General features: G+C 50.1%; 10 protein-coding genes. 4 read left to right on the top strand and 6 right to left on the bottom strand.

The genetic code is table 11. The annotated features are described in order from the left end of the window. The first annotated feature begins 404 nt into the window (after positions 1-404). Positions 405-2,309 (top strand): lipase family alpha/beta hydrolase, encoded by a 1,905-nt coding sequence (locus AC07OI_RS21720; protein ID WP_495258682.1) that lies wholly within the window; start codon positions 405-407, stop codon positions 2,307-2,309. A 55-nt stretch (positions 2,310-2,364) separates the two neighbouring features. Further along, on the top strand, positions 2,365-2,889 hold the full coding sequence (locus AC07OI_RS21715; protein ID WP_492708664.1) for an NADPH-dependent FMN reductase: 525 nt from the start codon (positions 2,365-2,367) through the stop codon (positions 2,887-2,889). Positions 2,890-3,140: 251 nt separating this feature from the next. Here AC07OI_RS21715 and AC07OI_RS21710 read toward each other — a convergent pair whose 3' ends face one another. Continuing rightward, positions 3,141-5,567 carry an ABC transporter permease gene (locus AC07OI_RS21710; protein ID WP_495258681.1) on the bottom strand — a complete coding sequence of 809 codons (2,427 nt, stop codon included), beginning with the start codon at positions 5,565-5,567 and terminating at the stop codon, positions 3,141-3,143. After that, positions 5,557-6,297, bottom strand: a complete 741-nt coding sequence (locus AC07OI_RS21705) for an ABC transporter ATP-binding protein (RefSeq protein ID WP_492708668.1) — start codon at positions 6,295-6,297, stop codon at positions 5,557-5,559. Before AC07OI_RS21705 ends, AC07OI_RS21710 begins: the two co-directional genes overlap by 11 nt. 214 nt (positions 6,298-6,511) lie before the next feature. Between AC07OI_RS21705 and AC07OI_RS21700 the strand changes: the two genes are divergently transcribed. Both AC07OI_RS21700 and AC07OI_RS21695 read left to right on the top strand, forming a co-directional pair. Further along, complete coding sequence (locus AC07OI_RS21700; RefSeq protein WP_495258680.1) at positions 6,512-7,252, top strand: response regulator; 741 nt, start codon at positions 6,512-6,514, stop codon at positions 7,250-7,252. After that, positions 7,249-8,601: an ATP-binding protein gene (locus AC07OI_RS21695; RefSeq protein WP_495258679.1), complete on the top strand. Its 1,353-nt coding sequence runs from the start codon at positions 7,249-7,251 to the stop codon at positions 8,599-8,601. Before AC07OI_RS21700 ends, AC07OI_RS21695 begins: the two co-directional genes overlap by 4 nt. A 28-nt stretch (positions 8,602-8,629) precedes the next feature. Here AC07OI_RS21695 and dut read toward each other — a convergent pair whose 3' ends face one another. The 4 genes from dut to ileS all read right to left on the bottom strand — a co-directional run bounded on the left by dut (position 8,630) and on the right by ileS (position 13,834). Further along, complete coding sequence (gene dut / locus AC07OI_RS21690) at positions 8,630-9,079, bottom strand: dUTP diphosphatase (RefSeq protein WP_495258678.1); 450 nt, start codon at positions 9,077-9,079, stop codon at positions 8,630-8,632. Positions 9,080-9,137: 58 nt separating this feature from the next. After that, positions 9,138-10,343 carry a bifunctional phosphopantothenoylcysteine decarboxylase/phosphopantothenate--cysteine ligase CoaBC gene (gene coaBC, locus AC07OI_RS21685; protein ID WP_495258810.1) on the bottom strand — a complete coding sequence of 402 codons (1,206 nt, stop codon included), beginning with the start codon at positions 10,341-10,343 and terminating at the stop codon, positions 9,138-9,140. A gap of 17 nt (positions 10,344-10,360) precedes the next feature. Then, positions 10,361-10,888, bottom strand: a complete 528-nt coding sequence (lspA, locus tag AC07OI_RS21680; RefSeq protein WP_492708676.1) for a signal peptidase II — start codon at positions 10,886-10,888, stop codon at positions 10,361-10,363. A gap of 81 nt (positions 10,889-10,969) precedes the next feature. Next, positions 10,970-13,834, bottom strand: coding sequence for an isoleucine--tRNA ligase (ileS, locus tag AC07OI_RS21675; protein ID WP_495258677.1), 2,865 nt, complete (start codon positions 13,832-13,834; stop codon positions 10,970-10,972). Positions 13,835-13,845: the final 11 nt, after the last annotated feature.

Here is a 13,845-nt window from a genome sequence, read left to right as displayed (position 1 = left end):
TCGAATTGTCAAAATCTGCAGTCCAGTACGCGTTATGAGGCAAACCCTTAGTGAACTGACGATTTGGACGCATTGCAGCGCGAAGTTTGTTACCTTGCGCTTGCTAAGGCACCAGCCTTAGCTTCACAGGGTACGCACCTCAGGCCTTGCACTGCATCCCAAATCGTCTTGTTCGCACTCATCCTATTTATGAAATGAGTTCTATTATATTTGATATAATTTTTGCGCGATGTGCGCCAAAGATGCTGCTGATGTCATTGGTCCCGTATTGTATGCATTGCTCGGAATTCAGCTTATCCGTCTTCATATTGATGTGACAAAAATCTCATTGGGAAACAGTAAACATGCAGTTTCAGGCAAGGAATCAAATAAGACTGTTTTCCAGCACAGAGAGATTTTTCAAGATGATGAGACACTCGCTACAGTACCTTGTCTGCGGGATAATTTTCTTCTGCCTGAGTGCCTGCTCTTTTGTCAAACTGAATGACGAAGCAAAAGTCTTTTATTCATCAACGGTATTTGTCGGTACTGTATCCACTGATGCTCCCTGGGATAAACCTGTCGTGGTTGCGGCGTATACCAAGCATAATGGACGGCTGGAAATCGCGCACTACACTGTGCTGCATGAGCCTGGTGCCTATGAATTGATTGTACCCAAGGGGCAATACAGCGTATTTGCCTTTGGGGATGCGAATGCTAACCTCAGGCTGGATGCAGGCGAACCGGTTGGGCAATATATCTCACCTTCAGTTGAAGCTACAGGCGTCGGTTTGGTGGCTGAGCTCAATTTTGTGATTTCTTCTGCAGCGCAAACTGCTGTCCCCACAGGCACGGTGATTGCTGCGGCACCAGCCAGTGCCAGGTTGCACAGTACGCAGGTGGGCGCGATTGCAGAAATGGACCAGCCCATATTTTCAGCTGAATCTGGCAAGAGTGGTTATTGGGCACCAGTAGATTTTTTTAAAAAGGCCGGTGGCAATATCTATTTCCTGGATAAATATGATCCAACCAAAACACCTGTCCTGTTTGTGCATGGTGTCGCTGGTTCACCGCAAGACTGGAAATATTTTTTTGAGCATCTTGACCGTAGCAAGTATCAGCCTTGGTTCTTTTATTATCCATCTGGTGCTTCACTGGATTCCATGTCGTACCTGCTGTACTGGAAGCTGGCTAATCTGCAGCGGCGCTACCATTTCGATAAAATTTATTTTACCGCCCACAGTATGGGTGGGATGGTCGTCCGTTCTTTCCTGAGTAATTACGGCACGCAATTCCCGGCAGTCAAATTGTTTGTCTCACTGTCCACGCCCTGGGGCGGTGACACCATGGCTGATAACGGTGTCCGTTATTCACCAGTGGTAGTGCCATCATGGAATGACATGCAGTCCAAAGGTCGTTTTGTACAAACCCTGTTTGAGAAACCGCTGCCACCTGATCTGGATTATTACCTGTTCTTTGGCCACGGCGGCAGTTACAGCCTGCTGCATTCTGCCAACACCGATGGTAGCATTACGCTGGCCAGTGAGTTACGGGCAGATGCACAGGCAGATGCCAGGATGGTCAAGGGCTTCAATGAAAGTCATGTCGGCATCTTGTCTTCGCCTGAGGTATTTCGACAATACGCTGCCGTACTTGCTGCCGCCGACAAAAAACATGCTGTGCAAACAGGTAAGGGCAGTAGCGGCAATTTGAGTATTGCCTTTGCTTATGAAGTGAAAGGAAATGTACCCAAATCCGATCCCTTGCTGTTGCTGACCCCCACCGATGGCAGTCGTGAAAAAATCCTATTGCCCTTGAGTGCGCGTGATAGCGGTACAGATCTGGGGTCTTTTCCACCAGGTGCATACATCGCAAGTGTCGTTGCTTATGGTTTTACGACGGTGCCGGCAAAAATCTCCGTGGTCATTGCCACCGGCAAAAAAGCCGAATTGACATTTTCATTCGTACCGCAAGGGGTATTGGCAGGTTATATAGGTGCAGAGATCAAAGCTGGCGACAATCCTGCCGGCAGCTTTCGCGCACCGCATCAACATATTCAGATAGAGTCGATTACACTGAACGGTGAAAAAGAAAGCCGCACCTTGACGGCCAAGGATGAAATCAAGGACCGTGAGCTTGGTGCAGATGCATACCTGGCTGGCCGTGACTATAGTTTTCAATCTTCTTTTTCTTTCGTTGGCTTGAAAGAGGGGACGTATGAATTGCTCATCAAGGCGACTGGGTACCTGCCCTACAAACAGACTTATCACGTCATCCCGGGGCAGTATGCTTACCTGAAGCCCATTGACTTGACTCCATTAAAGAATTGAATAAGCCCATCAGGCTGCTTTTTTAATATTTACTTTTACTTACCAGAGAACCGCCATGAAATTACTCGCTTTCGCCGCCAGCAGCAGCAAAAAATCCGTTAACAAACAACTGGTCACTTACGCCGCCAATCTGGTTGCAGGAGCAGAGGTTGAAGTGCTGGATTTGAATGATTATGAATTGCCATTATTCAGTGTTGATAAAGAGGCTGACTTGGGCAAACCGGCACTGGCCCAAGCCTTTCTGGACAAGATCGCTGCCAGTGATGCCATCCTGATCTCTTTTGCTGAACACAATGGCTCTTACAGCGCCGCTTATAAAAACCTGTTCGACTGGTGTTCACGCGCCAATGGCAAGGTATTCCAGGGCAAGCCCATGGTCATGCTGTCGACCTCGCCGGGCGCACGCGGTGGAGCCAGTGTATTGGCAGCAGCCACAGGATCTGCACCTTTCTTTGGCGGGCAGTTGAAGGCGAGTTTGTCAGTGCCGACGTTTTATGAAAATTTTGATGTGGAGAAGCAGGAATTGAAGAGTGAGGAATTGAAAGCTAAATTGGTGGCAACACTGGCAACTCTGGCCTGAGTCCGGATATACCTGTTTTGATTCCTTCAACTGTTTGTGAAGAAGTCTCATGCGGGTTTTTTAGCAAGAGAATGTGGCGGACAATACCGCCCGCCACAATGACGCTGGCTTTTAACCGCCATGCACCATTTTGTGTATAAGCGTCAGATCAAAGTGATGTGCCACGATGAATAAAGTAAGCAGAAAAACGACGACGGCAATCGCAATAGTGGTAGATTTTTTCATATGATACTTTCAAAGAGTTAAGGATTTCAATGCGCAAAGCTCGCGCTTACGCTTAAATTTGATGCTTTCCGGGCAGGATAGGCGCAGGCCAGAACAGCACCGCTGGTGACGATCAATAACCATATCCACAAAGATTTTTGTGAAATGACCAGGGGGAAGGCTTCGTCAAATAGCAGCTTGCCCAAAAACGCGCTGATGGCTGCTGACAAAGGCAGCGCCATGACAACGGCAATACCAAAACTCATCAGGGAGATGAACAGACCTTCTGCGATGACATTGCGTATTACTATGCCTGGGCGGGCACCAATACTGCGCATGACGCCAAATTCCCGGGTACGTTCAGTTACATTGCTGCCCATGGAAGAGCCTAAGCCAAGCACGCCAACCAGCGCCATCAGGATAGAAATAAACAGCAAGGCGTTGACCAGAAGATCAAAGTGATCATCAACTTCCTGGCGCAGCATGTTTTCTGTAATGCTGGCGCTGATACGAATTTCTTGCCTGCCGAGCGCAGCCTCAATTTGTTTTGTCATTGCCTCTATCGTTTTTGGATCATGCTGATCCATCACTACACGAAAGCTTCTGTAAAGCTCACTCTGGTTGGTCAATTTGGCGTAGGTGGCAGGCGAGACGTAAGCCATTGCTCCAGTCATTTTTTGCCTGGCGATACCGACTACGCGCAAGCTGGCAGCCTTGTTGTGTACTCCCAGGGTAATGGTGTCACCGACTGTAATCTTGGGAAATGATTCCAGTGCCTTGTTGTTTAAGACTACTGTATCAAGGCCATTTCCTGCGCTACTCGTTACTTCACTAAGCCACTGCCCATTTTGCATGGTCAGGCTGATCAGTTTGCTGCCGTTGGGAATAGAGGTCACATTGAGTGAGCCGTGGCCGCCGTCAGGATAGGTCCTTTCTATATTCAGGCCATCTGGCCTGTGCCGCGCCACCGTACTACTGCTCCAGGCTTCGACCAGGTTTACGCCAGGCACTGAACCAATGATGTGGATAATTTTATTCCTGTCTTCTGGCTTGCTTAAATGAATTTCGAGATCATAGTGGCGTTCTGCTGCTGCTTCTACCAGATGTTCTTGTGATGCCTTCCTGACGTTGAGGCTGCTGATAAACATTGCTCCTGCAGTCGCGAGCAAAGCCAGCGTGAGTAACAAACGACCTCGGTTCCTGAAGCTGTTCCGCAAGGACATCACCATGCTGCGATCCAGTCCAGGTAAGTGATACAACCAATTGCCGAAAGTTTTTCCGGTAAAAAATTTCCGTTTAGTGCCAAAGTCAGTCATTGCAGTGTGCGCACTGACCTTGCTCGCCCTGGAAATGGGTATTGCTGCCATGCAAAACGGGACGAGTACACCGGCAACGACCAGGACCAGATATACATAGCCAGGAACTGTGCCGCTATTCATATTGAAATTGAGTACGCTCACTAAAATGAGCTGGGAAAAAGCCCGGCCTGCTGCCAGGCCAGCCGGTGCACCTACGCACGTCGCCAGCAGACCTATGATTAAGACGAAGCTGAGATATAAGGAAGAGATTTGCGAAGATCGTGCACCTATGGTTTTCATCACGCCGATCTGGCGCACCTGCTGTGCCAGCATGCTTTCGATGATAGTCGCAGTAAGCACGGCACTCAGCACCAATGCAATGCCACTAAACACCAGCAACATTCCCAGAATGGACGTCATGATCAGTTGATGCGGGTGTTCACCGGGTGGCGGTATCCTGATGCGTTCTACCACATGTCCTTGCTGTTGTACCCAAAGTGCGAGGGCACTGGCTACCTGCTCGATAGCATCGATATTAAAAGGTGTATTGCTGACAGTAATTTTTAAGTCATGCATGCCATCATTAATACCCAGGGCTGCCATGATATCGGGTGTTGCATAGGCGAAGGCAGACATGCTGGGTACTGGCACGCCAGGGTCATGTGCGCTGCCGGAGACAGTTATTTGACGTAGGCTGCCATCAGCCATCTTCAATTGCAGGATGTCACCTGTTTTCAGCTTCAACTTCTTTAAAGAGTCTTTTTCTAAAAGCAGCGTGCCTGGCGGAGGTGGCCATGCACCAGTTTCTGGAAAAATGCTATTGATACGCAATTCTTTAAAGTCATCAATGATCATCAGGTTGAGCGCTTGCAAACGGCCATCGGCCAGTTGTATGCCCGCATCCACTTTGGCACTGGCTTGCGCAGCCGCTATGCCAGGGAAATTCCGTATAGCCTGGATCAATTGAGCATCGATATTGTCGATTCTTAGTGTGGCCGAGGCTGGATTCGTGGCCAGGTAGTTTTGCCGGATTTCACGTGTCAATATGGTGTAGCTACCAAGCATGGTGGCAAGGCCAAACACACCAGCTGCGATGGCCAGTATCATCATGGCAGTACGGCCAGGCATTAATTGCGCGTCGCGCGCCAGCTTCATCCAGCGAGTGTTAAGCAACATATTGCCTCCCGCAAGTTGTGTCAGAAATGTGGTCTGCTGGATTGCGGAACTCGCCATCGGCCATGGTGATGCTACGACTGAAATAGTGACTATAGTCGCGCTCATGGGTCACCATCAGTACGGTTTTTCCTTCTGCGACAAGTTGCGCGAATAATTGCATGATGCTATTTGCAGTTTCTGTATCAAGATTACCGGTAGGTTCATCTGCCACCAGAATCTGCGGGTCATTCGCCAGTGCCCTGGCGATAGCTGCCCGTTGTTGCTGGCCACCTGACAAGGTGCTGGGTAATTTGTCGGCTTGCTCGCCTATACCCAGTTTGTCCAATAGTGCAGTGGCGCGTTGCCTGCGTTCACGCGGCAGGTACATATTGCAAAAATCCATGGGAAGCATGACGTTTTCAGCGACGGTGAGCGTGGGGAGTAATTGAAAAAATTGAAAAATAATGCCAGCGTTTTTACCGCGCCATGTTGCCAGTTCGCTTTGTTTTAAAGTGTGAACAGGAGTCGCGCCGATCAATATTTCTCCTGATGTCGCGTGGTCAATGCCGGTCATTACATTCATTAAAGTCGATTTTCCGCTGCCGGATTTTCCAACTATTGCGACAAATTCCCCTTCACGGATCTCCAGATTGATGTTTTTAAGGGCCGTAAATGAGCCTGATGCGGTCTCGTATTTTTTGCATATGTCTTTTAATACGATCAATGGCTTTGCTATTGTTTGTATTGGCATTTTTTTTCCATATGGTTGGATTGACGCATTTGCCAGCGGAATACTGTGCAGAACTGCGGCAGGAACTATTTAATTCCTATGGTGTATCTGTTATGTGTCAATGTATGCCACTTCTTGCAACACCCTGTTTCCAGGACGGTACAGAAACAATCCAGAAACAAATATGGAGAAAAAATGTGCCGATTTGATGGATAAATCAGTTATAAAGCATGCTATGGAGAAAGCAGATCATTTACTGATCGTCGATGATGATGAAGAAATTCGCGATCTATTAAAACGTTACCTTGAAAAAAGTGGTTTCAAGGTGAGCGTTGCCGCCAATGGGCGGCAGATGCGCAGTATACTTGCAACTGGAGGCATAGACCTGATCGTACTTGACCTGATGATGCCGCATGAGGATGGTCTTAGCCTGTGTCGTGAACTTACAGCGACACAAATACAACCAGTGCCCATCTTGATGCTGACGGCCAGAAATGAAGAAGCAGATCGTATCCTCGGCCTGGAAATGGGCGCAGACGATTACCTGACCAAACCCTTTGCGACACGCGAATTGCTGGCACGCATACGTGCCATCTTGCGACGTGCCAGAATGATTCCTATGCAATTACGCGAAGCCGGCGGTGGGCGTATGTTGAGTTTTGGTGCATGGGTATTGGATACAAGCGCCCGACACCTGATTGACGACAGTGGCGCGATTGTTTCGTTAAGCGGAGCGGAGTATCGCCTGCTAAGGGTTTTTCTGGATCATCCACAGCGTGTGCTCACGCGCGACCAGTTACTCAACCTGACACAGAACCGCGACGCGGATTATTTTGATCGATCCATTGATATACTGGTCAGTCGTCTTCGCAAGCGCTTGCGCGACGATTCGCGAGAACCCCAATACATCAAGACGCTGAGAAGCGAAGGGTATATCTTTTCAAGTACGGTGGTGCAAAGAGATGACGTACCATGAATGTACTGAAACAGAAACTACAGCATATCTGGCCAAATTCATTATTCTCACGACTGGCTTTTGTGTGGATACTGGCTTTATTGCTTGGTCATCTTATCAGCAATGTGTATGGATACATTTCAGTCCATGATGATCAGATTGCCCGCACAGATTATTATCTGACAAAAGATTTGTCGGTACTGCTACCAATTCTTGACACGGCCACGCCACCTGAGCGAAATCTTTGGGTGCAAAAAATGCAGCGTCATGCCTACCGCTACGAATTAAGCACGATTTCTTCTGAAGTATTGTCAGCATCAACGGCTAAATGGACTGACCCACACCATCGGCAGGGTTTGGCTCATACGCTCAAAGAAGAGCTGGCAGCCAGCTATTCGGCGAGAAGTTCGGCTGGCCTGGCTCAAGGCGAGATGGGGCGATTGTACTTTTCATTGAAAGACGGAACCGTATTAATTGCCATCATTAATAAAACAGTCTGGCCCATAGATTGGGGGGCAGGTGCTGTCTTCGGACTCCAGATGCTTGCTGTGGTCACGTTTACCTGGCTGGCTGTAAAACAGGCGACACGCCCCTTGCAACGTTTGGCTGAAGCGGCGGATGTGCTAGGCTCGTCTTTACATGGTGAAGCCATACCGGAAGACGGTCCAAGTGAAGTTGTCAGGGCCGCGGCTGCATTCAATGTCATGCAGGCACAGATCAAAGATCATCTGGCTGAGAGGGTACAGATACTGGCCTCGATTTCGCATGATTTGCAGACTCCCATTACACGCATGCGCTTGCGCGCTGAGCTAATGGATGACGACAGCTTGCAGGAAAAAATGTTGAGTGATCTGGACGCCATGCAGCAACTGGTCGAGGAGGGTATCACCTACGCACGAAGTGCACAAAGAACCACCGAGGAAGTATGTCGCGTGGATATCGATGCTTTGCTTGATAGCCTGGTTTGCGATTATGTGGATGCCCAACACTCTGTACGTCTGAGTGGGGAAATAGGTACTATACTTTCTTCAAGGCCAAATACGCTCAGGCGCATCATGATCAATTTGATAGATAACGCCCTGAAATTTGCGGGAGACGTCGAGATACAACTTGCCAGGATATCGGCAGAGCAGATATCGGTGTCGGTATTGGATAGGGGGCCAGGGATACCTGATAGTGAAATGGCTGCAGTATTGCAGCCATTCTATCGTGTGGAAAATTCGCGTAACCGCAAGACTGGCGGGACTGGTCTGGGCCTGGCAATTGCTCAGCAACTGGCGCATGCCGTTAATGGATCCATCACTTTAAATAATCGCGACGGTGGTGGCCTGGAGGCCAGGCTGGTTTTCACTGTGCTGGCAAAAAAATAGCCTTCGTGCTCTGCCAGCATTGTCAAATTCAATGTTTGCCCGTACTCCCAAAGCCACCTTCACCACGCTCACTCTGTCCAAATTCATCCACGATATTAAAGCCGACTTGCAGCACCGGTACGATGATCAGTTGCGCCAGTCTTTCCATCGGTTGCAGGGTAAACTCTGACTGGCCACGGTTCCAGGTCGATACCATCAATTGACCCTGGTAGTCCGAGTCGATCAGACCAACCAGATTACCCAGCACGATACCATTTTTATGGCCCATGCCGCTGCGTGGCAAGATCATGGCGGCGTAGCCTGGGTCAGCTATGTGAATCGCCAAACCGGTAGGAATCAGCACTGTCTGGCCGGGTTGTATGGTGATGGCTTCATCTATGCAGGCGCGCAGGTCAAGACCAGCACTGCCAGGTGTGCCGTAGGCTGGCAGCAAGTCTTTCATGCGGCTGTCGAGAATTTTCAAGTCTATGTTTTTCATGGTATTGAGAAAAAATAATGCTCAAAGAACGGTTACTCTTTGAGCAGGTATGGAAGATTTAAATGAGGCTGGAGCGCAAGGCGATTTCTGCCACCAGTTGTTGAGCCAGCGCTTGTTTGTCGGCGCGTGGCAAGGTAGTGTGGCCATGCACGTCAAACAACACCAGCTCGTTCTCATCCTTGCCAAAGGTATGATGGCCGATATTGCCAACCAGCAGAGGCACGTCTTTCTTCTGGCGTTTGGCAGCACCGTACTGCAAAAGGTTTTCTGATTCTGCAGCAAAGCCCACGCAATATGGTGCATTCGGCATGGCCGCGACGCTGGCCAGAATGTCAGGGTTTTGCGCAAATTGCAGTTGCGGCGCATCGCCTTCACTGGTCTTTTTCAGTTTCTGTGTGCTGGCATTGGCAACACGCCAGTCAGCTACTGCAGCAACGGCAACAAACACATCCTGCTTGAGCTGCTTCAGTTGAGTCACGACTGCGTCAAACATTTGCTGGGCAGTTTGCACGTCGACGCGGCGCACGCCATACGGCGCATCCAGCGCGGTAGGGCCAGACACCAGGGTAACGATGGCACCAGCTTCCCACGCTGCCTGCGCAATCGCGTAACCCATCTTGCCTGACGACAGATTGGTGATGCCGCGTACCGGGTCTATCGGCTCAAACGTAGGGCCGGCAGTGATCAATACATGTTTACCTGCCAGCGTCTTGGCCTGGAAGGACGCAATGATTTCGGTCAGCAATTGATCGGGCTCCAGCATGCGGCCCATGCCGGTTTCGCCGCAAGCCTGGTCGCCGGCAGCCGGGCCCAGCAGGTGTATACCATCTGCCTTGATTTGTTGCACATTGCGTTGGGTGGCAGGGTTTTGCCACATTTCGACATTCATGGCCGGGGCGACAAGCAGTGGAAGGTTCGCAGGGCGGGCAACACACAGGGTGGACAGTAAATCATTACAGGCACCATGTGCCAGCTTGAAGATAAAGTCTGTGCTGCAAGGTGCGATGACGATGGCGTCTGCATCACGCGTCAGGTCTATGTGCGGCATATTGTTATTGATGCGCGCATCCCACTGGTCGGTATACACCGTATTGCCAGACAGGGCTTGCATGGTCACTGGCGTGATGAAATGGGTGGCAGATTCTGTCATCACCACTTGTACATCGGCACCAGCCTTGCCTAGCGCCCGGGTCAGTTCTGCAATCTTGTAGCAGGCCACGCCACCGGTCAGGCCCAGAACGATTTTTTTACCAGCCAGTCGCAGACTCATGGTGCTATTCCTTATTTTTTGACGCGGCGTAATTCATCTAATATGAATAATGCCGCACCTACGCAAATTGCGCTGTCAGCGATGTTAAATGCCGGGAAATGATAAATTTCCAGGTAATGAAAATCCAGAAAATCGATGACATGACCGTACATCACCCTGTCAATAACATTGCCGAGCGCACCACCCATGATCAGGGCCAATGCAGAGCAAAACAGTTTTTGTCCCGCATGGCGTTTCAGCAAGTAAGTTATATACGCGGCTGCGATCAAACCGATAGCGGTAAAAAAATAACGCTGCCAGCCTGCTTCAGCGGCCAGGAAGCTGAAAGCTGCTCCCTTGTTGTACACCAGGGTCAGATTGAAGAATGAGGTAATGCTCAAAGTCTCGGCATAGGCAAAGGCCTTGCTGATCGTGATCTTTGTGACCTGGTCCAACAAGATAATGATGGCAGCCAGGCCTAGCCAGGGTATCAGGCTGGAACCAGAGGACTTGGCACCTGAAGAATTATTTGATGCTGCGGGACGTTTTTTGGTCGCCATAGGAATTGAATTCTTGTGAAGTCTTGATTAATGCAGGTGGTTCAGATTTATACCTGACCCACCTGCGGAGCAACATTTTTACTATGCAAAGCGACGTGCCTCGCCAGCACCAAACAGATTGCTGACGCAGCGGCCACACAGACCAGCGTGCTCAGCATTGCTACCTACGTCCGCACGATAATGCCAGCAACGCTCGCATTTTTCGTACTTGGATGGGGTAACGAGCACGGTTTCTTCTGCCTCGCTGGTAACCTGTTCCACGCCTGCTGCGGAAGTGATCAGGGTGAATTTCAAGTCATCGGCAAAGCTGTTCAGTACATCGAATTTGCTGCCACTGGCCTTGATCGTCACTTCTGCCTGCAAGGATGAACCTATGCCACCGGCCACGCGTACTTCTTCCAGTTGCTTGGTCACATCCGTACGCACTGCACGCAGGGCTGCATACTTGGTCAGCAAGGCTTCAGCATCAGCGATTTCAGGCAAGCTGTAATAAGTTTGCGTGAAGATGGTTTCATCACTGTCTTTGTATGCATCGGCAGCGGCAAAGAATTGCCATGCTTCTTCTGCGGTGAAAGACAGCATTGGTGCCATCAGGCGCAGCAATGATTGCGTGATATGCCAGATCGCCGTTTGCGCAGAACGGCGCGCATGCGAAGTCGTGCCGCTGGTGTACAGACGGTCTTTCAGGATGTCGAGATAGAAACCACCGAGGTCTTCTGAGCAGAATGATTGCAATTTGCTGACCACGGGGTGGAATTCAAATGCCTCAAAATGAGCCAGGATATCTTTTTGCAATGCAGCCATATTGGCGATTGCATAGCGGTCAATCTCCAGCAATTCGTTGATTGCAACAGCATCTTTTGTTACATCAAAATCAGAAGTGTTAGCCAGCAAGAAGCGCAAGGTATTACGGATGCGGCGATAAGCTTCAGTCACACGTTTCAGGATTTCGTCAGAGATAGACAGTTCACCCGAATAATCAGATGATGCTACCCATAGACGCAAGATGTCAGCACCCAGGGTGTCAGATATCTTTTGCGGTGCCAGTGTATTACCCAAAGACTTGGACATCTTCTTGCCATCGCCATCAACCGTGAAGCCATGGGTCAGCAAAGCTTTGTAAGGTGCGCGGCCATCCAGCATGGACGCTGTCAACAGTGAGGAATGGAACCAGCCGCGATGCTGGTCAGAACCTTCCAGGTAAAGATCTGCCGGGAAGGCCGACTGCTCTTTGTGTGAGCCGCGCAGTACAGTCTGATGCGTTACGCCAGAATCAAACCACACGTCCAGGGTGTCACGGTTCTTGACATACATGGCAGCTTCGTCACCGAGCAAATCAGCAACTTCGATTTTTTGCCAGGCTTCTATACCTTCTTGCTCTATGCGTTTGGCGATCTGTTCCAGCAGCTCTGGTGTACGTGGATGCAATTGGCCAGTTTCCTTGTGCAGGAAGAAGGCCATAGGCACGCCCCATTGACGCTGACGTGACAAGGTCCAGTCAGGACGGTTGGCGATCATGCCATGCAAACGTGCCTTGCCCCACGCCGGGAAGAAGGCAGTTTCATCAATGGCTTTCAATGCTGTCTGGCGCAAGCTGTCGCCACCCGCTTTGGGCGTATTGTCCATGCTGGCAAACCACTGTGAAGTGGCGCGGTAGATGATAGGTGTCTTATGACGCCAGCAATGCATATAGCTATGCTCAAACATCTTGAATGAAAACAGGGTACCCGCTTCACGCAGCTTGTCGCAGATAGGTTTGGATGCTTCCCAGATCGTCATGCCAGCAAAGAAGGGCAGACTGGATGCAAATTTGCCATCACCCATGACTGGGGCGATGATGTCGTCATCCTTCATGCCATGCGCCTTGCATGACTGGAAATCTTCGATACCGTAAGCTGGCGCAGAGTGGACCACGCCGGTACCGGTTTCTGTACTCACGTATTCACCCAGATAGACTGGAGAAAAACGGTCATAGCCCGCATCCAGAGCTGACAATGGATGCTTGAATTTGATTTCAGACAAATCCGCACCCAGGCAAGTGGCGATGATGTCACCTGTCAGTCCGTAGTTGGTCAGGCTGGCTTCAACCAGATCTTTCGCCAGTATCAGAAGGATGTCTTCACCTTCGCGCTGAGTCTTGACCAGTGCGTAAGTGATTTCCGGGTGCATGTTCAGCGCCTGGTTGGACGGGATGGTCCATGGCGTCGTGGTCCAGATGACGCAATAGCCTTTGTCCAGTGGCAGTTTGTCGAGCTTGAAGGCGGCAGCCAGCTTGTCATGTTCGGCAAACGGGAAGCCAACATCGATGGATGGGTCGCGTTTATTTTCATATTCAACTTCAGCTTCTGCCAGGGCAGAGCCGCAGTCAAAACACCAGTTGACTGGTTTCAGGCCACGATAGACATAGCCTTTTTCCAGCAATTTGCCGAGTGCGCGCAATTCGTCCGCTTCATTGCCAAAGGCCATGGTTTTGTAGGGATTGTCCCATTCGCCCAAAACACCCAGACGGATAAAGCCGGCTTTTTGTTTTTCTATCTGCTCATTCGCATACACGCGTGCCTTGGCATGCACTTCGGCCACTGGCAGGTTTTTACCAAACAGTTTTTCAACCTGGATTTCGATAGGCATGCCGTGGCAATCCCAGCCAGGTACATACGGCGCATCAAAGCCAGCCATGGTGCGGGCTTTGACGATCATGTCTTTCAAGATCTTGTTGACGGCATGTCCCAGGTGGATATCACCGTTGGCATATGGTGGGCCGTCATGCAGGATGAATTTCGGGCGACCGGCAGACGCCTTGCGCACGCGCTCATAGATCTTCTTGTCTTGCCATTCCTTGACCCACTTGGGTTCACGCTTGGCCAGGTCGCCGCGCATGGGGAAAGCTGTTTCGGTCATATTGACCGGGTATTTACTGGCAGTTTTTGCCGCTTTGTTTTCAGACATAATGAGTTTTC

The organism is Undibacterium sp. GW821-FHT07F11 (assembly GCF_059418665.1).
This window is presented reverse-complemented; position numbering and strand designations above follow the sequence as displayed.

Bases quoted from the DNA above. Each gene is read 5' to 3' on its own strand.
- AC07OI_RS21720 (WP_495258682.1), top strand. From the start codon at position 405: ATGATGAGACACTCGCTACAGTACCTTGTCTGCGGGATAATTTTCTTC.
- AC07OI_RS21715 (WP_492708664.1), top strand. From the start codon at position 2,365: ATGAAATTACTCGCTTTCGCCGCCAGCAGCAGCAAAAAATCCGTTAAC.
- AC07OI_RS21710 (WP_495258681.1), bottom strand. From the start codon at position 5,567: ATGTTGCTTAACACTCGCTGGATGAAGCTGGCGCGCGACGCGCAATTA.
- AC07OI_RS21705 (WP_492708668.1), bottom strand. From the start codon at position 6,297: ATGCCAATACAAACAATAGCAAAGCCATTGATCGTATTAAAAGACATA.
- AC07OI_RS21700 (WP_495258680.1), top strand. From the start codon at position 6,512: ATGGAGAAAGCAGATCATTTACTGATCGTCGATGATGATGAAGAAATT.
- AC07OI_RS21695 (WP_495258679.1), top strand. From the start codon at position 7,249: ATGAATGTACTGAAACAGAAACTACAGCATATCTGGCCAAATTCATTA.
- dut (WP_495258678.1), bottom strand. From the start codon at position 9,079: ATGAAAAACATAGACTTGAAAATTCTCGACAGCCGCATGAAAGACTTG.
- lspA (WP_492708676.1), bottom strand. From the start codon at position 10,888: ATGGCGACCAAAAAACGTCCCGCAGCATCAAATAATTCTTCAGGTGCC.
- ileS (WP_495258677.1), bottom strand. From the start codon at position 13,834: ATGTCTGAAAACAAAGCGGCAAAAACTGCCAGTAAATACCCGGTCAAT.